This is a genomic window from Methylobacterium sp. UNC300MFChir4.1, from assembly GCF_900110155.1.
GTDB lineage: Bacteria > Pseudomonadota > Alphaproteobacteria > Rhizobiales > Beijerinckiaceae > Methylobacterium.
Genome location: NZ_FOCS01000002.1, coordinates 140397 through 159252, shown reverse-complemented (window position 1 = coordinate 159252; position 18856 = coordinate 140397). Strand labels below are relative to the sequence as shown.

23 protein-coding genes are annotated in these 18856 nt (G+C 71.4%); 12 read left to right on the top strand and 11 right to left on the bottom strand.

The window, feature by feature from the left end; genetic code table 11:
• Positions 1-55 precede the first annotated feature (55 nt).
• A complete protein-coding gene (locus tag BMY19_RS04185; protein ID WP_100250938.1) occupies positions 56-538 on the bottom strand; it encodes a DUF1036 domain-containing protein in 483 nt (160 codons plus the stop codon).
• The gene (locus tag BMY19_RS04180; RefSeq protein WP_100250937.1) at positions 504-1823 is read right to left on the bottom strand and encodes a glycerate kinase type-2 family protein; all 1320 of its coding nucleotides are present in this window, start codon (positions 1821-1823) and stop codon (positions 504-506) included. Before BMY19_RS04180 ends, BMY19_RS04185 begins: the two co-directional genes overlap by 35 nt.
• Before the next feature lie 190 nt (positions 1824-2013).
• Between BMY19_RS04180 and BMY19_RS04175 the strand changes: the two genes are divergently transcribed.
• From BMY19_RS04175 to BMY19_RS04165, 3 genes are all read left to right on the top strand, one after another.
• On the top strand, positions 2014-2778 hold the full coding sequence (locus tag BMY19_RS04175) for an N-formylglutamate amidohydrolase (RefSeq protein WP_020091497.1): 765 nt from the start codon (positions 2014-2016) through the stop codon (positions 2776-2778).
• Positions 2779-2840: 62 nt separating this feature from the next.
• Positions 2841-3149, top strand: coding sequence for a DUF1244 domain-containing protein (locus BMY19_RS04170; protein WP_020091496.1), 309 nt, complete (start codon positions 2841-2843; stop codon positions 3147-3149).
• 116 nt (positions 3150-3265) lie between these two features.
• Entirely contained in the window at positions 3266-3544 is a 279-nt protein-coding gene (locus BMY19_RS04165) for a DUF2312 domain-containing protein (RefSeq protein WP_026604676.1), read from the top strand.
• 359 nt (positions 3545-3903) lie between these two features.
• Here BMY19_RS04165 and BMY19_RS04160 read toward each other — a convergent pair whose 3' ends face one another.
• On the bottom strand, positions 3904-4941 hold the full coding sequence (locus tag BMY19_RS04160; protein WP_100250936.1) for an aspartate-semialdehyde dehydrogenase: 1038 nt from the start codon (positions 4939-4941) through the stop codon (positions 3904-3906).
• A 361-nt stretch (positions 4942-5302) separates the two neighbouring features.
• Between BMY19_RS04160 and BMY19_RS04155 the strand changes: the two genes are divergently transcribed.
• The 3 genes from BMY19_RS04155 (at position 5303) to BMY19_RS04145 (ending at position 8442) form a co-directional block, all read left to right on the top strand.
• Positions 5303-6106, top strand: coding sequence for a hypothetical protein (locus BMY19_RS04155; RefSeq protein WP_100250935.1), 804 nt, complete (start codon positions 5303-5305; stop codon positions 6104-6106).
• Positions 6107-6242: 136 nt separating this feature from the next.
• Positions 6243-6665, top strand: a complete 423-nt coding sequence (locus tag BMY19_RS04150) for a hypothetical protein (RefSeq protein WP_020091493.1) — start codon at positions 6243-6245, stop codon at positions 6663-6665.
• A gap of 157 nt (positions 6666-6822) precedes the next feature.
• Positions 6823-8442 (top strand): gamma-glutamyltransferase family protein, encoded by a 1620-nt coding sequence (locus tag BMY19_RS04145; RefSeq protein WP_100250934.1) that lies wholly within the window; start codon positions 6823-6825, stop codon positions 8440-8442.
• Between the two features lie 4 nt (positions 8443-8446).
• On the opposite strand, the gene BMY19_RS04140 is transcribed toward BMY19_RS04145, so the two are convergent.
• The 8 genes from BMY19_RS04140 to ruvA all read right to left on the bottom strand — a co-directional run bounded on the left by BMY19_RS04140 (position 8447) and on the right by ruvA (position 14709).
• The gene (locus BMY19_RS04140; protein ID WP_020091491.1) at positions 8447-9415 is read right to left on the bottom strand and encodes a hypothetical protein; all 969 of its coding nucleotides are present in this window, start codon (positions 9413-9415) and stop codon (positions 8447-8449) included.
• A gap of 75 nt (positions 9416-9490) precedes the next feature.
• Positions 9491-10849, bottom strand: coding sequence for a DUF817 family protein (locus BMY19_RS31750; protein ID WP_100250933.1), 1359 nt, complete (start codon positions 10847-10849; stop codon positions 9491-9493).
• Positions 10850-10862: 13 nt separating this feature from the next.
• Positions 10863-11510: an alpha-ketoglutarate-dependent dioxygenase AlkB gene (locus BMY19_RS04130; protein ID WP_100250932.1), complete on the bottom strand. Its 648-nt coding sequence runs from the start codon at positions 11508-11510 to the stop codon at positions 10863-10865.
• Positions 11511-12149 carry a 2,3-bisphosphoglycerate-dependent phosphoglycerate mutase gene (locus tag BMY19_RS04125; protein ID WP_100251119.1) on the bottom strand — a complete coding sequence of 213 codons (639 nt, stop codon included), beginning with the start codon at positions 12147-12149 and terminating at the stop codon, positions 11511-11513. It lies immediately after the preceding gene.
• Positions 12150-12166: 17 nt separating this feature from the next.
• The gene (gene dapB / locus BMY19_RS04120; protein WP_100250931.1) at positions 12167-12964 is read right to left on the bottom strand and encodes a 4-hydroxy-tetrahydrodipicolinate reductase; all 798 of its coding nucleotides are present in this window, start codon (positions 12962-12964) and stop codon (positions 12167-12169) included.
• Positions 12965-13083: 119 nt separating this feature from the next.
• On the bottom strand, positions 13084-13581 hold the full coding sequence (bfr, locus tag BMY19_RS04115) for a bacterioferritin (protein ID WP_012317139.1): 498 nt from the start codon (positions 13579-13581) through the stop codon (positions 13084-13086).
• Between the two features lie 44 nt (positions 13582-13625).
• Positions 13626-13898: a (2Fe-2S)-binding protein gene (locus BMY19_RS31200; protein WP_083916283.1), complete on the bottom strand. Its 273-nt coding sequence runs from the start codon at positions 13896-13898 to the stop codon at positions 13626-13628.
• Positions 13899-14091: 193 nt separating this feature from the next.
• Entirely contained in the window at positions 14092-14709 is a 618-nt protein-coding gene (gene ruvA / locus BMY19_RS04105) for a Holliday junction branch migration protein RuvA (protein WP_100250930.1), read from the bottom strand.
• A 131-nt stretch (positions 14710-14840) separates the two neighbouring features.
• Between ruvA and BMY19_RS04100 the strand changes: the two genes are divergently transcribed.
• The 6 genes from BMY19_RS04100 to obgE all read left to right on the top strand — a co-directional run bounded on the left by BMY19_RS04100 (position 14841) and on the right by obgE (position 18830).
• Positions 14841-15473, top strand: a complete 633-nt coding sequence (locus tag BMY19_RS04100; RefSeq protein ID WP_100250929.1) for a YceI family protein — start codon at positions 14841-14843, stop codon at positions 15471-15473.
• A 197-nt stretch (positions 15474-15670) separates the two neighbouring features.
• Complete coding sequence (locus BMY19_RS04095; protein ID WP_234081062.1) at positions 15671-16075, top strand: hypothetical protein; 405 nt, start codon at positions 15671-15673, stop codon at positions 16073-16075.
• 189 nt (positions 16076-16264) lie between these two features.
• On the top strand, positions 16265-16579 hold the full coding sequence (rplU, locus tag BMY19_RS04090; protein ID WP_010683509.1) for a 50S ribosomal protein L21: 315 nt from the start codon (positions 16265-16267) through the stop codon (positions 16577-16579).
• Between the two features lie 84 nt (positions 16580-16663).
• A complete protein-coding gene (gene rpmA, locus BMY19_RS04085; protein WP_012317134.1) occupies positions 16664-16930 on the top strand; it encodes a 50S ribosomal protein L27 in 267 nt (88 codons plus the stop codon).
• Between the two features lie 186 nt (positions 16931-17116).
• Positions 17117-17713: a GNAT family N-acetyltransferase gene (locus BMY19_RS04080; RefSeq protein ID WP_020091483.1), complete on the top strand. Its 597-nt coding sequence runs from the start codon at positions 17117-17119 to the stop codon at positions 17711-17713.
• 88 nt (positions 17714-17801) lie between these two features.
• Complete coding sequence (obgE, locus tag BMY19_RS04075) at positions 17802-18830, top strand: GTPase ObgE (protein WP_020091482.1); 1029 nt, start codon at positions 17802-17804, stop codon at positions 18828-18830.
• Positions 18831-18856 lie beyond the last annotated feature (26 nt).

Below are 18856 nucleotides of genomic sequence, written 5' to 3'. Positions count from 1 at the left end.
TGAGCATCCCGGGCCGGACAGCGTCAAGACCGCAGTCTCGGCCGCCGCCTTCACATTACGGTTTCGCCGGCGCGTCCGGCCGGTTCGGATCCGTGAGCTGGATGGTCCAGCTCTTCTGCTCGCCGGTGTCGACTTCGAAGAAGCCGTTGCGGTCGTAGCCGCGGGCGAGACAGTCCTCGATGCCGCGAATCGTGAACTCCGAATCGCGGGTGCACATCAGCGAACGGCCGCTCCACTCGCCGCCGCGCGTGTAGTCGACCGCGAAGACGTAGTAGAACCGCGCCGCCAGCGCGCCCTTGAGCAGCGTCTCGCAGGCCTTCGGCGCCAGATCCCACCAGCCCTCCGTCACCCAGCCCTGGGGATCGCGGTAGCCCAGCGAGATCCCGACCTTGCTGGCGGTCTGGTTGCACAGGCGCAGGTCCGCCCTGGCGGGGCTCGCGCCGAGGAGCGCGAGGCCGAAGACCGTGACTGCCGGGAGGAGCTGAGCCGCCGAGACGCGAGAGCTAATTGACGAGGATGATGCGGCAGTCGTTGACATTGGTACAGGTCGGACCGGGGTTCACGAGGTCGCCGAGGGCCGCGAAGAAGGCGGTGGAGTCGTTCTGCTCCAGCATCGCGGCCGGGTCGAGGCCGGCGGCCCGGGCCCGTTCGAGAGTCGTGGGGTCGACGAGGCCGCCCGCCGGGTCGGTGGCGAGGCCCCGCCCGCCGTCGGTCCCGTCGGTGTCGGCGCTGATGCCGAAGATGCCGGGCTCGCCGTCGAGCGCGACCGCCAGCGCCAGGGCGTATTCCTGGTTCGGGCCGCCATGGCCCTCGCCGCGGATGGTGACGGTGAGTTCGCCGCCGGAGATCAGCGCGACGCGCTTGCCGGCCGCCTTGTGGCGCTTGGCCTCGGCCGCGTGCTCGGCCGCGACCTCGCGGGCCTCGCCCTCCAGGTCGGCGCCCAGGAGGATCGGCTCGTAGCCGGCCGCGCGGGCCGCCTCGGCGGCGGCGTTCAGGGCGTCGATCGGCCGGGCGATGATGCGGTACTCGGCGCGGGCGAAGCCGGGATCACCGGCCTTCGGCGTCTCGTTGTTGGGGTCGTTCAGAAGGCGCACCGCCTCCTCGGGCAGCGGGATGCCGCGCTTCTCGCAGATGGCCCGGGCATCGGCCAGGGTCGACGGATCGGGCACGGTCGGCCCGGAGGCGATCACCGCCGGATCGTCGAAGGGCACGTCGGAGATCGCCAGCGTCAGGACGCGCCGGGCATTGCGGGCCGCGAGGGCCAGGCGGCCGCCCTTGATCCGCGAGATGTGCTTGCGCACCGTGTTGATCTCGCCGATCGGCGCGCCGGAGCGGAGCATCGCCCGGGTGATCGCCTGCTTCTCGATCAGCGTCAGGTCGCCGGCGGGGGCGATCCAGTTGGCCGAGCCGCCGCCCGAGAGCAGCACCAGGACCTCGTCGTCGGGCCCGGCCTCGGTGGCGAGCCGCAGCGCTTCGCGGGTCGCCGAGATGCCGGCCTCATCGGGGACCGGGTGGCCCGCCTCGACCATGTGGATCCCCGGCGCCTCCTGCCCGTAGCCGTGCCGCGCCACCGCGAGGCCGACGATCCGGTCGTCACCGAGCCCGTGCTTCTGCCGGTAGAAGCGGCTCGCCACGGCGCTCATGCTGCCCGCGGCCTTGCCGGCGGCCAGGATGATCAGGCGGCCCGGGCTCGGCTCCGGCAGGTGCGGCGGCAGGCAGAGATCCGGATGGGCGGCGCGGATCGCGGCCGTGAGGATCGAATCGAGGAGCGCGCGCTGGTCCCGGGTGGCCGCGTCGGTGACGGGCGGAACGGTGTCGGTCATGGCGTCGAACGGGCTCCTCTCTCCATTGTGTCGCGCGATCCCCGCCCGTTTCTTCCCTGGGCGGCGGGCCCGTTTCTTGCCGTGAGCGCACGATCCTTGATAGGTGATCTGCCCGAGCGGCCGCGCGACGGCAAGCGCCATCGGTGCCCTCGCACAGATCTGAAGACCTCTCTGAAGACCTCGGAGCCCCGTGACCCGTCCGGAGACAGAATCGGCCGTCCCGCCCGCGCATCCCTGCGAGATCATTCCCGGCGACCCCGCCTGCGGCCTCGTCATCGCCTGCGACCACGCCTCGAACTTCGTGCCGCCGGACATCGCGCTCGGCGTGCCCGCGTCGGAATACGCCCGGCACATCGCCTACGACATCGGCGCGGCGGCGGTGACGCGGAGCCTCGCGGCGCAGCTCGGCGCCCCGGCGATCCTGACGAACTTCTCCCGCCTCATCATCGATCCGAATCGCGGGCGCGCCGATCCGACCCTGGTGATGCGCCTGTCCGACGGCGCCGTCGTGCCGGGCAATGCCCGGATCGACGAGGCCGGGAAGCAGGCCCGGATCGCGCGGTTCTACGCGCCGTTCGACGCGGCCATCGACGACGCGATCGCCGCCGCCCAGGCTGCGGGCCGGCCGCCTGTGCTCCTGACCATGCACAGCTTCACGCCCTACTGGCGCGGAATCGCGCGGCCCTGGCAGGTCGGGATCCTATACGACCGGGACGACCGCTTCGCCCGCCCGCTGATCCGCGCGCTGGAGGCCGATCCGGCCGGGCTCACCGTCGGCGACAACGCGCCCTACGGCGGCGGCCTGCCGGGCGACACGATCGACCGCCACGCCACCGCGCGCGGCCTCGCGAACGCCCTGGTGGAGATCCGCCAGGACCTGATCGCCGGCGCGGACGGCCAAGCGGAGTGGGCGGCGCGCTTCGCCCGCGTGCTGCGCCCGCTGCTCGCGGCTTGATCTCCGCCGGGCCGGCCCCGAAATCGGGTGTGGCCCGCCCGACCCGAAGAGAGTTGCGACCGATGAGCGAGATCGATCCCAGGACCCAGACGGAACTCGAGGCCGCGGTCTTCCGCCGCCTCGTCGCGCATCTGCGCAACCGGACGGATGTGCAGAACATCGACCTGATGAACCTGGCGGGCTTCTGCCGGAACTGCCTGTCGAACTGGCTGAAGGACGCCGCCGACGAGACGGGCGTCGCGCTGACCAAGGACGAGAGCCGCGAGGCGGTCTACGGGATGCCCTACGCCGAGTGGAAGGCGCGCTTCCAGACGGAGGCGAGTGCGGAGCAGCAGGCGGGCTTCTCGGCTGCGCAGGCCAAGGACCATTGATGCGGCGGCCGGACGGCGGCGAATCGGCTAAGCTTCCGGTAAGGCGCGCCCGTTAACCACGGGTCCAGGGCGCAATTGCGCCGTGCATTCGGGAGAGCCCCATGAACGCCCATTCGATGCCCACCGCCGCGCAGCGGCCCGGCGGCGACGTCTCGTCGGCCGAGGGTGTGGCCGCCGACGAGCTGAAGCAGTTCATCGAGCGCCTGGAGCGCCTCGAGGAGGAGAAGGCCGGCATCATGGGCGACATCAAGGAGGTGTTCGCCGAGCTGAAGGGTCGGGGCTTCGACGCCAAGGCCGTCCGCACGATCCTGCGCATCCGCAAGCAGGACCACAGCGAGCGCCAGGAGCAGGAGGCGATCCTCGAGCTCTACATGCAGGCCCTCGGCATGGCGTAGCCGGACCGGGCGGCGAGAAGGCCGCCCGGTCCGCGCCTGCGGCATCCGACGGAGCCGCACAACGGTGTTCGACGAGGCGACGGTCGGTAACAGCGATCGGGCGTCGGTGAACCGCCCCTCGGCCCGCTTCGGGCCGTCGATGACCGGGATGGTCGCGGCGCTCAAGGGGCTGCCGCGAAGCCTCTCGGCGATGAAGAGCCGGACCGAGCACGCAGTGCGGACACGCCGCGGACGGAAGCTCCGCGCGACCGATCCGCGTCACGATCCCGAGCCGGGACGGACGCGTGACCGATCCTCGGGACCGTGTCCCGAGGATCGGTCGGACAGAGCCCCCTCCCCCCGCGGGAGAGGAAACAGTCTCAGGCGGCGCGCTTGGCGCGGTTCAGCAGCTTGCGATTGACGAGCACCTCGGCGATCTGGATCGCGTTGAGGGCCGCGCCCTTGCGCAGGTTGTCCGAGACACACCAGAAGTTCAGGCCGTTCTCCACCGTCGCGTCCTCGCGGATGCGCGAGATGTAGGTCGCGTCCTCGCCGGCCGCCTCGTGGGGGGTCATGTAACCGCCGTTCTCGCGCTTATCGATCACCAGCACGCCGGGGGCGGCGCGCAGGATCTCGGTCGCCTTCTCGGCCGTGAGCGGCTGCTCGAACTCGACGTTCACCGATTCCGCGTGACCGATGAAGACCGGCACGCGGACGGCGGTCGCCGTCAGCTTGATCTTCGGGTCGAGCATCTTCTTGGTCTCGGCGACCATCTTCCACTCTTCCTTCGTGTAGCCATCCTCCATGAACACGTCGATGTGGGGGATGACGTTGAAGGCGATGCGCTTCGTGAACTTGCCGCCCTGCTTGATCTCGCCGGCGGTGAACACGGCGCGGGTCTGGTTGAACAGCTCGTCCATCGCCTCCTTGCCGGCGCCGGAGACCGACTGGTAGGTCGACACGACGACGCGCTTGATCGTGGCCGCCTCGTGGAGGGGCTTGAGCGCGACGACCAGCTGGGCGGTCGAGCAGTTCGGGTTGGCGATGATGTTGCGCTTGGTGAAGCCCACCACCGCGTCGGCGTTCACCTCGGGCACGATCAGCGGCACGTCGGCGTCGTAGCGGAACGCCGACGAGTTATCGATGACCACGCAGCCCTGCTGGCCGATGCGGGGCGACCACTCCTTCGACGCCTCGCCGCCGGCCGACATCAGGCAGATGTCGGTGTCGGAGAAGTCGTAAGTGTCCAGCGTTTTGACCTTGAGCGTCTTGTCGCCGTAGGAGACTTCCTGACCCTGGCTGCGGCGCGAGGCCAGCGCCACGACCTCGTCGGCGGGGAAAGCCCGCTCGACCAGGATATCGAGCATCTCGCGGCCCACGTTGCCCGTGGCGCCGACGACGGCGACCTTGTAACCCATCTCTCGTCTCCGCGCGGAAAACCCCGACCGATCCGGGTGCCGCGCCTGTGCCAGTACAATCGGCCGAAGGATCGTTCGTGCCGGACGCGCCCGCCAAACGGGCGCGGCCGCAGACCCCGTCCTCCGCGGAGGTGGGGGCGACGGCCGGGTCGAGCAAGGCGCGCAAGGGCGCGCGCTGTCAAGGCCGCCGACGGCGCAACACTCGATTCACCCTGCCTCCGGAAACCCGGTGACGGCCTCGGGCCGGCAGAGGGAATTCAATCCTTCGGCGCGACGCTGGCGTCCACCCCGCGGCCTCCCGCCGCCACGGAGCACGCCCCTGACCGGAACAGCGCCCCTCGTCGATCGGATCGGGCTCGGCGTGCCGGGCGGCCGGGCCGCGCGCGCGCCATACGCCCCGGTCTCCCCGGGATCTCTCGGCCTGCGCATTGCCCTCGCCGCGGCGGCGATTGCCCTCCTGTGGGGCCTCCCCCGCTGGCCCGGCGAGACCTCGACCTCCGCGCCCGCGCCGCCGCCGGCCGCGGAGACCGCCTTCGTCCCGTCGGTTCAGGCCTCGCCGGCACCGCCCGCGGCCTCGGTCGCCCAGTTCGGGCTCGCGGAACCCGGGCTCGATCCGGTGCGCGTGTCCGCCCGCGTCGATCCGCGGACCGGGCTGCGCGAGGACACCCTCATCCGGGGCGACGTCGCGGCGATCGAGGCGCCGGCCCTGCGGGTCCAGCTCACCCGCGGGCCCCGCTCGGGCGCACCGCGGACGCTCTTCGTGCTCATGGCCCGGCGCGCCGCGAACGGTCCGGCCCTCGACCGGCCGGCCCTGGCGGTGGCCCGGACCGGCGCCCCCGATCAGATCCGCACGAAGTTCGGTGCGGTCGAGACCCTGGAGGTGACCTTCGCGGGCCCCGCGCAGCGGACCTGCACCGGCTTCGTCACGCGCGACACGGCTTTCCAGCTCGACGGATGGCTCTGCGCGCCCCTCGCGCGCCCGCCAGAGCCGCAGGCCCTCGGCTGCATGCTCGACGCGCTGAGCCTCGTCGACTTCGCCGATGCCGCCACGACGGCGGCCTTCTCGGTCGCGCCCGATCCGGTGGGCGCGTGCCCGGCATCGGCCGCGACAGAGCCTCCCGGGAGGGTCGGATCGTTAATCCGGCGGCCGCAAAATAAAAAATGAGGCCGGAGTGTGGCAAAACGCACAAGCTCAGCCATAAGGGCGGAACAACAGCCTCGCCCAAGCGTCTTATCGTCAAAGGCGGCGAACTGTTAAGCTTCGGTCGCCATACTGATGGCACTCAAGGACAAGGTTGGCCATGCGCTCGCTCAAGATCGCCCTTCTCGGCGTCGTCGCCGCCACCGGCCTCGGCGCTCTGGCCTCCGCGCCCGCCCAGGCTCAGGATGGCTACGTCCCCGGCCCGATCTACCGGGTCAGCCGGCCGCTCCCGATCCGCGTGCGCCCGCGCAGCTGGCTCGATGCCGGTAACGTGCCGCTGACCTCGAACGTTCCGGGCGCCGGCGGCTCGCGCAACCCGGCCCTGAACCCCTACCTGATCGCGGCGTCCAACCAGCTGACCCCGCCCTACGGCCCGACGGACCGCTTCGGCCGCGGCATCCTGCCGGATCCGATCACCAACGGGCCGTTCATCGGCGCCCGCTCCTCGGCGATCCGCAACGTCGACCTCTCCTTCGTCGACCGGCTGGACCCGACCTCGCCGCTCTACGGCCGCCCCTACTGAGCGGCCCGACAAGGCAGCATCACGTTCGCGAAGCGCGGGTCCTCGGGCCCGCGTTTTTCGTTGGCGGTCATGCCCGGCCACGCCTTCACCGGGGCCGGATATCCTGTATGCCAAGTGCCGCGGGAGCGCGTGGGCTGCCGAGACCGGGAACTGAGCGATGAAGCCGTTCGACTGGGTGACCGGGTATCCGTCGCTGCGGATGCCGATGTTCGGGCGCAACTGCGTGGCGACCTCGCACGCGCTGGCGGCGCAGGCCGGCATCCAGATGATCCAGGCCGGCGGCAACGCGGTCGATGCCGCGATCGCCACGGCGGCCGCCAAGACCGTCACCGAGCCGTGCAGCAACGGTCTCGGCTCCGACGCCTTCTGCATCCTGTGGGACGGGAAGGCGCTGCACGGCCTCAACGCTTCCGGCGGGGCGCCGGCCGCCTGGAGCCGGGACTACTTCCTGAAGAAGTACGGCGCCGGCGAGCGGCCGCCGATGCGCGGCTGGGACTCGGTCACCGTGCCGGGCGCGGTCGCCGCCTGGGCGGCGCTGAGCGAGCGCTTCGGCCGCCTCCCCTTCGCCGACCTGATGCAGCCCGCGATCCGCATCGCCGAGCGGGGCTACCTCGCGCCGGTGGTGGTCCAGCAGAAATGGGCGGCCGCGGCCCGGATCGAGGCGATCACCCGCCAGCCGGGCTTCTCGGAGTTCTTCCTGCCGCGGGGCCGGGCGCCGGATGTCGGCGAGCTGGTGACCTTCCCGGGTGCCGAGAAGACCCTTCGGCTGATCGGCGAGACCAAGGGCGAGGCCTTCTACCGGGGCGAGATCGCCGAGGCGATCGCCGCGCACGCGCGGGCCAACGGCGGCGCGATGACCGCCGCCGACCTCGCGGCGTTCCGCCCCGAATGGGTCACGCCGACCGCGAAGGACTATCACGGCTACACGCTGCACGAGATCCCGCCGAACGGCCAGGGTATCGCGGCGCAGATCGCGCTGGGCCTCCTCGAGCAGTTCGACCTCGGCGGCCTGCCGGTCGATGGGCCGGAGTCGCAGCACCTGCAGATCGAGGCGATGAAGCTCGCCTTCAGCGACACCTACCGGTACGTCGCCGACCCCCGCGGGATGGAGGTGACGCCGGAGGCCATGCTCGACCCAGCCTACCTCGCGGAGCGCGCCAAGCTGATCGACCGGAATCGCGCCCAGGTCTTCGGGCCGGGCAAGCCGCCCGCGGGCGGCACGATCTACCTCACCGCGGCCGACGAGTCCGGCATGATGGTGAGCTTCATCCAGTCGAACTTCATGGGCTTCGGCTCCGGCGTGGTCGTCCCGGGCTGGGGCATCTCCCTGCAGAATCGCGGTTACGGCTTCGTGCTCGATCCGGAGAGCCCCAACGTGGTGGCGCCCGGCAAGCGCCCGTTCCACACCATCATCCCGGGCTTCCTCACGAAGGACGGAGCCCCGGTGATGAGCTTCGGCGTGATGGGCGGCAACATGCAGCCGCAGGGGCACGTCCAGACCCTGGTGCGGATGATCGACCACGGCCAGAACCCGCAGGCGGCCTGCGACGCGCCGCGGTGGCGGGTGAACGAGGGCCTCGACATCAACGTCGAGGCGGCGATGCCGGGCGCGACCCTGGAACGCCTGAAGGCCCTCGGCCACGAACTCGAGGTGATCGAGGACAGCTACCAGGATTTCGGTGCCGGCCAGTTCATCTGGCGGATGGGCGATCCCGCCGTCGAGGGCTACGTGGCCGCGAGCGACCCGCGCCGCGACGGGCAGGCCGTCGTCTGGTGACGCGCTACTTGACCTGAACGCTGTCCACCACCTGGCGGAACTTGGCGAGGACGCCGTCGCGCTGATCCTGCCGCACGACGCCGAGGGCGCGGACGTAGCCGTCCGGTGCGAACCGGATGGTCTGCATGACCACGACGGGCTGGTTGGTCGGCTGATCGAGGGCGCGGGCCACGATCTCGTGCCAGTCGACGCCGTTCGAGCGGTAGCTCTGCGCCCGCTCGATGACGAAGTCCTTGAGGGTCTGATTGGACGCCAGGGCGGCGCGGGCGAAGCCGTCCCGCTGCTCGGCCCCGGGCGGCTGCTGCACGGCCTGCGCGAGGACGAGGATCGGCTGTTCCAGATTCTGCATCTGGTCCTTCGGGCCGCTGGTGAGGAGGACCGAGTTGCCGGCCATCACCCGCACGGGCCGGAAGCCCGCCATGTCGGCGATGCGGAAGGGCAGCGCGTCGACCTGCTGGGTCAGCGACAGGGCTGGCCGGAGGGTGACGCCGGTCACCATCTTGCGCATCGAGGCCTCGGTCTCGGCGTCGGGCAGCGCCTGGGCGATGATCAGCCCGGTCACGGTCGGTGTGCCAACCACGAGGATCCACTTCCGGATCGCCGGCGCGGACGAGCCGGGATCGGCGGGCTGCTCACCGGTGTAGAGCATGCCCTCGTTGTCGCCGATCTTGACCTCCTCGCGCTTCTCGACCGCGAAGCCTTGGCTCAGCAGGTTGGCATCGGTGAAGCCGCTGACGAGCTCCGCGAAGGCGTTCGCGGGCAATTCGACGACCGACACGGTCGCGCCACCCTCTTTCCGCTCGAAGCCAGAGAATCGCCGCGACAGCGACATGTCGGCGGGCGGGTCGAAGCCGAAGCGCGAGCCCGCGGGATAGACGGGATCGCCGGCCCGGGCGGCCGAGCCGAGGCTGGCCGCCAGCGCGGCTGCGCACAGAACCCGTCCGAGACGCAGCGTCAGGTTGCGCATCCGCATCGAAAACCGGTTCTCCTGGTGGACCCAACTTTGGGTTAGTCCGCACCCGATGGGTCTGCCGGGCGACCTGTTCTGTCAAGCCGGCAACGCGGCGCGCCTGCGTTCACGATGAAGGGAAAGCGCGAGCGCGGCGGCGGCGCCGATCCCGACGCCGTAGGCGAGGAGATTCCACGGCGAGAAGATGGAGCCGAGGAGGAGCTGACCCGGCAGGGTCGTCCGGAAGGCGTCGAGGGCCGGCGTGTGGACGAGCCGGCTGCTCTCGATGAGCGCGGCGGCCGCGAAGGCGGCGATCAGGCAGGTGCGCAGGCCCCAGCTGCCGGGTCGCAGGGCCGCGACCAGAAGGAACAGCATCGCCCCCCACAGGATCCCGCCGCCGTAATGGTGGATCGCGAGCGGCAGGCCCCAGTGCGGCACGCGCAGCAGCAGGCCGAAGGCGATCACCGCGGCCACGAGGCCGAGATGGGTCGCGCGGGCCATCGGCAGCTCCCGACGCGCGGGCGCGGCCGGCACGGCCGGCCAGGTCGCGATGCCGTTCACCCGCGCGACCAGCGTGTAGGACACGATCATCAGCAAGAACCAGGACGAGAGCTTGGCCACCGGGACGATGGACCAGTGCTGCCGCTGGTTCGGGTAGAGCCACGTGCCGGACAGCGTGCCGAGATTCTCGGCGAACCAGATGAACAGCGCGACGAGCAGCAGGCCCAGCAGGAGCGGCATGGTGCGGTGCTCCCGCCAGACCTTGAAGTACACGGTCGCGGGGGCGAAGGCCGCGACCGCGACCGCGATGAGTCCGAAACGCAGGTCGATGCCGCGATGATCGATGAGGAAATTGACGTAGATCGCCACCGACAGGACCGCGAGCAGGCGCAGGCTCGGGTGCCGCGTGAACCGGAAATCGAACAGGCGCCAGACGCGGGCGAGGTAGCTGCCGACCGCCGCGTACATGAAGCCCGTGAACAGCGGGACGCCGCCGAGCCGGAACAGGTTCGCCTCCGGGTAGACCCAGCTGCCGATCGCGGTCTTGTGGATCTCCATGGCCGTGCCGATGACGTGGAAGACCAGGATCACCCGGGCCTCCGACCACGTCTCCATCCGCAGCCGCAGCATCGCGACCTGGAGCACGAGGGCGGCGAGGAACAGCGCGTCGTAACGGGCGACGGGCGCGTGGGCCGGCCAGACGAGGCGGGTGCCGAGCATGAGCGCCAGGAGCAGGCCGCCGAACAGGCAGGCCCAGCCCTGCTTGAGCCCGAACCGGACGAACTCGTAGAGCCCGGCCGTGACGCGCCCGCGCGCCAGGACCGCCTCCTGGAGGCGGGCCTCGGCCGCGACGAAGCCGGCGAGCGCCGGCCACTGCGCTGCCGCGCTGACGCGCCCGCCCGGGATCGCCGGCGGCATCGCGGTCGGCACCGGCTCCGGGTCCCGCTCGCGCATCATGGCGTGTCGCGCATCATGGCGTGGCCGGCACCGTGACGCGTCGCAGGGTGAGATTGCAGCGGCCGCCCCGCGGCAGGAACCCGGGCCCGTCCGCCGCTTCCAGCAGGTCGCCGTCCGGGTAGAGCCGGTCGATGCCGTGGAAGACGAGCCGCGCGGCGCCACCCATCACCAGTGCGTCGCCGGCCTGCAGCCGGACCGAGCGGGTCGGGTCGGACCGGCTCGGACCGCCGTAGCGGAACAGGGCCGCCGCGCCGAGGGACAGCGACACGACCGGCGCGGCGAGATCCGCCTCGTCGCGGTCCTGGTGGAGGCCCATGCGGGTCCCCGGCGCGTAGATGTTGATGAGGCAGGCTTCCGGCGGGGCCGGATAGGCCGCCAGCGTCTCCCAGGCCGCGCGGGCGGTCGGCGGCAGGGCCGGCCAGGTTCGACCGGTCTCGGGATGGTGCGGCTGGTAGCGGTAGCCCGCGACGTCGGAGACCCAGCCGAGGGGTCCGGCATTCGACATCCGCACAGAGAACGGCTTGCCGGTGCGGGGCATGCGCGGCGTCACGGGCGGCGCCTCGGCGAGGATCGCGGCGATCTCCGCGGCGAGCCGAGCGCGGGCCGCCGCGTCGAGGAAGCCCGGATGGTGGATCAGGCCCGGTGCGAGTTCCGTCGCCACTCAGCGGTCCGCGTCGACGACCTGCTCCAGCACCGTCTTGGAGGCGACCGTGGTGTCGGCGTTCAGGCGGTAGGCCAGCGGCACGCCGGTCCGGATCTGGAGATCGGGCACCTGCGCCTCGGTCAGTCCGTCGAGGACCATCACCAGGGCGCGGAGCGAGTTCCCGTGGGCCGCCACAAGGACCCGCTGGCCGGCCATCACGCGCGGCAGGATCGTCGCGACGTAGCAGGGCAGAACCCGCGCGGCCGTGTCCTTCAGGCTCTCGCCGCCGGGCGGCCGCACGTCGTAGCCCCGGCGCCAGGCGTGGACCTGCGCGTCGCCCCAGCGGGCGCGGGCCTCGTCCTTGTTGAGGCCGGAGAGGTCGCCGTAATCGCGCTCGTTGAGGGCGCGCGCGCGCAGGACCGGGATCTCGGAGAGGCCCATCTCCTCGAGGATCAGCGCGCAGGTGCGCTGCGCGCGGACCAGCTCGGAGGTGAAGGCCAGGTCGAACCCGTAGCCGTCCCGCTTGAGGCCGCGGCCGGCGGCCCGGGCCTCGGCGACGCCGCGCTCGGTGAGGTCCGGGTCGCGCCAGCCGGTGAACAGGTTCTTCAGGTTCCACTCGCTCTGGCCATGCCGGACGAGGACGAGGAGCCGCTCCATCGCCGTCGCGCCGCCGGTCACAGGCCGAGCACGTCGGTCATGGTGTAGAGCCCCGGCGGCTTGGGATGCGCCCAGAGCGCGGCCTTGACGGCGCCCGTGGCGAACAGGCCCCGGTCGGCGGCGTGGTGGCTGATCGTCAGGCTCTCGCCGGTGCCGGCGAAGATCACGCTGTGGTCGCCGACGACGCTGCCGCCCCGCAGGGTGGCGAAGCCGATATCGCCGGGCCGGCGGGCGCCGGTATGCCCGTCCCGGGTCGAGACCCGAACCGCCTTCAGGTCGACGCCGCGGCCCTCCGCGGCGGCCTCGCCGAGCATCAGCGCTGTCCCGGAGGGGGCGTCCACCTTCATGCGGTGGTGCATCTCGGCGATCTCGATGTCGAACTCGTCGCCCAGGGCCTTGGCGACCCGCCGGACCAGGGCGGCCATCAGGTTGATGCCGAGCGACATGTTGCCCGACTGCACGATGCGGGCGTGGTACGAGGCCGCCTTCAGCTCGGCGAAATCGTCCTCCGACAGGCCGGTCGTGCCGACGACGTGGACGATGCGCGCCTGGGCGGCGAGCTCGGCGAAGGCGACCGTGGCGGCCGGCGCGGTGAAGTCGAGGACGCCGTCGGCGGCCGCGAAGGCCGTGAGGGCGTCGTCGGTGACGGGAACGTCGAGGGGTGGCAGCCCGGCGAGGACGCCGGCGTCCTGGCCGAGCGCCGGCGAGCCGTCGCGCTCGATCGCCGCTGAGAGCGTGCAGCCCTCGGCCTGCGCCACCGCGCGGATCAGCATCCGCCCCATGCGCCCGTCGGCGCCGACCACCACGAGCCGCATCCCGTTCCCCAGCTTGCCGTCTCAGGCGGGCAGGAACGCGGCCGCGCCGGCCCCACCCCTGCCCGCATCGCTGTCCGGGCTCCCGCTCCGCCGCGCGGGCGGCGGGAGCCCGGGCGCTCTCACTCCTTCTCGGGGGCGATCTGCTCGAGCCCGCCGATATGCTTCTGCGCGTAGAGCGGCAGGCCGATCTGCTTGATCAGCTCCAGCTGGGTCTCGAGGAAGTCGATGTGACCCTCCTCGTCCTCGGCCAGATCCTCGAAGAGGCGCTTGGACACGCGGTCGTTGATCGAATCGCAGTACTTCGCGGCCTCGAGGTAGAGGCTGCGGGCCTCGTTCTCGGCGGCGAGATCGGATTCCAGGATCTCCTGAACGTTCTGGCCGATCCGCAGCGGGTCGAGTTCCTGCAGATTCGGGAACCCGTCGAGGAACAGGATCCGGTCGATGAACCGGTCGGCGTGGTTCATCTCCTCGATCGATTCCTTGCGCCAGAACTTCGCCAGCTCGACGTAGCCCCAGTCATTGAGCATGCGGAAATGCAGCCAGTACTGGCTGACGGCCGTCAGCTCGCTGCGCAGGCCGCGATTCAGATACTCGATGACCTTGGTGTCGCCCTTCATGCCCCCGTACTCCTTACCGTGCTCTCAGGCGGGGGGTAGAAGCATCAGGCCGCGACTCCCTCATCCGCAGTTTGGAATTTCACCAAACTACAGGCGCTCGCGCAAGCCGTCGTGCAAGCATGGCTGCTCTCCGCCGCCGCGGCCTCGCCCAGCGCGGTCTGCATGATCGCGCGGATCGTGCGGGCGCAGCGCCCGCATTTCGGGCTGCAGCCGAGGCAGGCGTAGACCTGCGCGGGCGTGCGCGGGCAGCCGGGTCCGGGGGCGAGGCAGCCGCGCACGGCGCCGTCCGATAAGACGTTACAAGAACAGACGATCATGCGCGCCGCAAATCCCGTCATCCCCGTGCCCGCCGCGGTCGTCGACGACCGTCCGGGGCACCCGCGCCAGTTTAGAAGAATTGAAAAGTAGCTTGCTTTTCAATACCTTATTGATCGCGGTCGACATGGCACCGCCGCCCGCGCGGGTCAAGGGCGTGCGATCTAAGTGCGCCCCAACTGTCAGGTCGGGCCGTCAGCGGGCGAGTTCGCGCAGGCCGAGCCGGATGAGCACCTTGGCCTCGGCGCCCTCCCCCGCACCCTTGAGCGCGGCCGCGATGGCGGCGGCGGCCTGGACCTGCGGGTAGCCGAGATTGACCAGGGCCGAGACGGCGTCCGCCACCGGCTGCGGGGCGGCGCCCTCCTCGACGGCGCCCGCGAGGGCGATGAGCGCGGGATCGACGGGCGCGAAGGCCGGGGCCTTGTCCTTGAGCTCGGCGGCGAGCCGGGCGGCGAGGCGCGGCCCGACGCCCGGGGCCCGGCTGATCGAGCCCTTGTCGCCGGTGGCGATGGCGCTCGCCAGCGCCTCGGGCTCCAGCACCGACAGAACGCCGAGCGCCACCCGCGCGCCGACGCCCTGGACGGTCTGGAGCAGGCGGAACCACTCGCGCTCGGCGTCCGAGCGGAAGCCGTAGAGGCGGATCATGTCCTCGCGGACGTGGGTCTCGATCGACAGCGCCGCGGGCTCGCCGACCTTGGGCATGCGCTGCAGGGTCCGCGCCGAGCAGTGAACGATGTAGCCGACCCCCGACACGTCGAGGATCACGAAATCCTCGCCGAACGAGTCCACGACGCCCTTGAGCTTGCCGATCATGCCACGCCTGCCGCTACCTCGGCTTGCCTACAGAACCGCGGCGGGCTTCGCCAGACGTGCTTGAGCGCGCAGGGAGATCATGAAATCACGGGCCCGCGCCGGCCGAGCTTGGCCGGTCACGGGGGGATGACATGCGCGCGCCACTTCTTGTCCTGATCGGCCTGCTCTGCGCCGGCCCGGCCCGGGCAGCGGACAACCCGGCAGCCCCGCCCGCACCGGTCGCGCCGAGCGCGGATCCGACGCAGGTCCGGCCCGGCAGCTACGTCCTCGATCCGGATCACGGCAAGGTCACGTGGTCGGTCTCGCATCTCGGCTACTCGACCTATTACGGCCAGTTCACCGGCCTGAGCGGCACGCTCCAGCTCGACCCGAAGGCGCCCGAGAAGAGCCGCCTCGAGGTGACTGTGCCGCTCGGCGGCGTCATCACCGGCAGCACCCGGCTGAACGAGCACCTCGCGGCCCCGGATTTCTTCGACACGGCCAAGTTCCCGAGCGCCACCTTCACCGCCACCAAGGTCGAGCCCACCAGCCCGACCACCGCGCGGATCACCGGCGACCTCAACCTGCGTGGGACGGTCCGGCCGTTCGCGATCGACGCCACCTTCAACCAGGCCGGCATCCACCCTGTGGACCAGCGCTACACCGTGGGCTTCGACGGGCGCGCGGTCGTCAAGCGCTCGGATTTCGGCATCAACGCCTACCTGCCGCAGCTCGGCGACGAGGTGAGCCTGCGCATCGAGGGCGAGTTCAAGGCCGCGCCCTGACGGCCGGTCTGTCTGCCGACCGCGGGCCGACGCGGCGGGTGACGCCCCGTCGCCGGACGTGTAGTCAGCCGCCGTCGCGGCGCCGCGGCGAGGGGCGCGCCCAAGGGAACGCGCGTCTCCCGGTCGGCGCCCGGCATCGTCGCGAAGGTGCGGGTGCGCCACCGCGCCGATCGATGCTTACCCTGGAGGTCTCAGCCGTGCGGCGTGTCGGTGTCCCCACCCTTGCCCTGACGCTAGCCCTGACGCTGAATCTCGCGGGGACGGCCGCCGCGCAGGCGCCCGCCGCGCCGGCCAATCCGGCCGCGCCGGCCTCGGCCCTCGACAATTACGCCTCGGCGGCGGCCACGACCATCATCGCCGAGCAGGCCTGCCCGGGCGTGCAGGTCCGGGCCGGCCAGCTGACGACGCTCCGCCTCGCGGCACGCGTCAATGCCGGGCAGGAGGCGATCCTGGAGGAGAAGCTGCGCACCCGCGCCACGCAGGTGCGCCAGCAGCTCGCCGCCGACGGCCGGGAGACGTGGTGCGCGCAGGCCCTCGCCGCCTTCGGCCCGGCGGGCAGCGTCGCGAAGGGCATCCTGGCGACCGGCGCGCCAATCCGGTGACACCGCCCGGCAGGCCGCCGCGGATTGACACGGCGCCGCCGCGCCCGTACTGACCCCGCATGGCGCGCGGCCTCAGCTGGGGTCCGCGCGTTTCGCGTTGTCCGGGCCGAACGCCCGTTCAATGACTTCAAACAAGAAGCCGGTCCAGGGGCAGCCGCCCCGGAGGCCGTTCGAGAACACGAGAGAACGATGTTCGCAGTCATCAAGACGGGCGGTAAGCAGTACCGCGTCGCCGCCAACGACACCATCACCATCGCCTCCCTGGCGGGCGAGGCCGGCGAGGCCGTGACCTTCGGCGAGGTCCTCCTGTTCGCCGACGGCGCGGGCGCGACGCAGGTCGGCGCCCCGACCCTGTCGGGCATCAGCGTCACGGGCGAGATCGTGCGCCACGGCCGCGACAAGAAGGTCATCGCCTTCAAGAAGCGCCGCCGGCAGAACTCCCGCCGCAAGCGCGGCCATCGCCAGGACCACACGGTCGTGCGCATCACCGGCATTTCGGCCTGACGCACGCCAGACGCTGGGCGCGTACGGTCCTGAGGGACCGATCCGCGACCGCATCCACGCCACTCAGAATTCGGAGCTCATCCCATGGCACACAAGAAGGCTGGCGGCTCGTCCCGCAACGGTCGCGATTCGGAAGGCCGGCGCCTCGGCGTCAAGAAGTTCGGCTCGGAGGCCGTCATTCCGGGCAACATCATCGTGCGTCAGCGCGGCACCAAATGGCATCCCGGCGCCAATGTCGGCATGGGTAAGGACCACACGATCTTCGCGCTGGTACCGGGCCATGTCCGCTTCGAGACGCGCCGCGGGCGCGCCTTCGTAGGTGTTACCCCGCTGGCCGAGGCCGCGGAATAAGAGGCGGGCGCCCTGAGTGGCGAAGCTGGCGTCCCGCCCGGTGTCCCACACCGGACCGGAGACGTCGTTGCCGAGCCCCTGACGGGCTAGGTCGGACGGAACACCGGGGAGGATGGGACGCCATCCTCCCCTTCGTCGTCTTGAGGCGGTGCCCCGGAGCCGGGAGCGCCGCCCTGCGAGGGCACGATGTTCCCCGATCTGACCCGTGATGACGTTTTCCGGATCGAGACGCGGCGGCTGTGGCTGCGCTGGCCGACCGCCAAGGACAGGGACGCGATCCTGAAGCTGGCCGGCGACCCGTCGGTCGCCGCGATGCTGGCACGGGTGCCGCACCCGCTCCCGGCCCCGGAGGTGGACGCGTTCCTGCTGCAGGCGCGCTCGCGGAACGCCGCCGGTTCGGCGCTCACGCTCGCCCTCGCGCCGCGGGCGGCGCCGGGCAGCCTCATCGGCGTCGTCAGCATCGAGGGGCGGAGCGACGGACCGCCGGAACTCGGCTACTGGCTCGGGCAGCCCTACTGGGGCAGCGGCCTGATGGCCGAGGCCGTGACGGCCCTGTGCCACGCGTTCTTCGCCTATACGGGCGGGACGGAACTCGCCGCCTCGGCCCGCACGGTCAACCCGGCGTCCCGGCGCGTGCTGGAGACCTGCGGCTTCGCGCAGGCCGGCAGCGCGATCCGGCCCTTTCCGGCGCGCGGCGCGGACCTTCCGGTCGATCTCTTCAGCCTCGACCGGCAGCGCTGGCAGACTCCGCCGTCCGAGCCGGCGATGACGCGGGCCGCCTGAGGCGGCCCCGCGGCGCCGGACTGGCCGGCGGCCGCCGACAGGGTGATGGTGCGGGTCGCGAATCCGCGCCCGACAAAGGATTCAGGTCGTGAAGTTCCTCGACGAAGCCAAGGTCTATGTCCGCTCCGGTGATGGCGGTCCCGGCTGCGTCTCGTTCCGGCGCGAGAAGTTCATCGAGTTCGGTGGACCGAACGGCGGTGACGGCGGCCGCGGCGGCGATGTCTGGGTGGAGTGCGTCGAGGGTCTCAACACCCTGATCGACTACCGCTACCAGCAGCACTTCAAGGCCAAGAAGGGCGAGCACGGCATGGGCTCGAACTGCCACGGCGCCAACGGCGCCGACACGGTCCTGAAGGTCCCGGCCGGCACGCAGATCTTCTCCGAGGACGGCGAGACGCTGCTCGCCGACCTGACCGAGGTCGGCCAGAAGATCCGCCTCGCCAAGGGCGGCAACGGCGGCTTCGGCAACGCCTACTTCACGACCTCCACGAACCGGGCCCCGAAACACGCTAATCCCGGCCTGGAAGGCCAGGAGATGTGGATCTGGCTGCGGCTCAAGCTGATCGCCGATGCCGGACTCGTCGGGCTCCCGAATGCCGGCAAGTCGACCTTCCTGGCGAGCGTCACCGCGGCGAAGCCGAAGATCGCCGACTACCCGTTCACGACACTGCATCCCGGCCTCGGCGTGGTTCGCTCGGACGGGCGCGAGTTCGTGCTCGCCGACATCCCGGGCCTGATCGAGGGCGCCCACGAGGGCGTCGGCCTCGGCGACAGGTTCCTCGCCCATGTCGAGCGCTGCCGGGTGCTGCTGCACCTCGTGGACGGCACGAGCGAGCATGCGGGCAAGACCTACAAGCTGGTTCGCGGCGAGATCGAGGCCTACGGCAACGGCCTCGCGGAGAAGCCCGAAGTCGTGGCGCTCTCGAAGACCGACGCGCTCGACGCCGACACGCTCAAGAGCCAGGTGGCCAAGCTGAAGCGCGCCGCCGGCCGCGCGCCGCTGGTCCTGTCCTCGGCGAGTCGGAAGGGCGTTCCCGAGGCGCTACGCGCGCTTCAGGCCGAGATCGATGCCAGCGCCGAAGCCGAGCGGAAGCCGGCGGCCGCCTGGCAGCCGTAGCCCTCGACCGACTGTTCAAAGGGCGG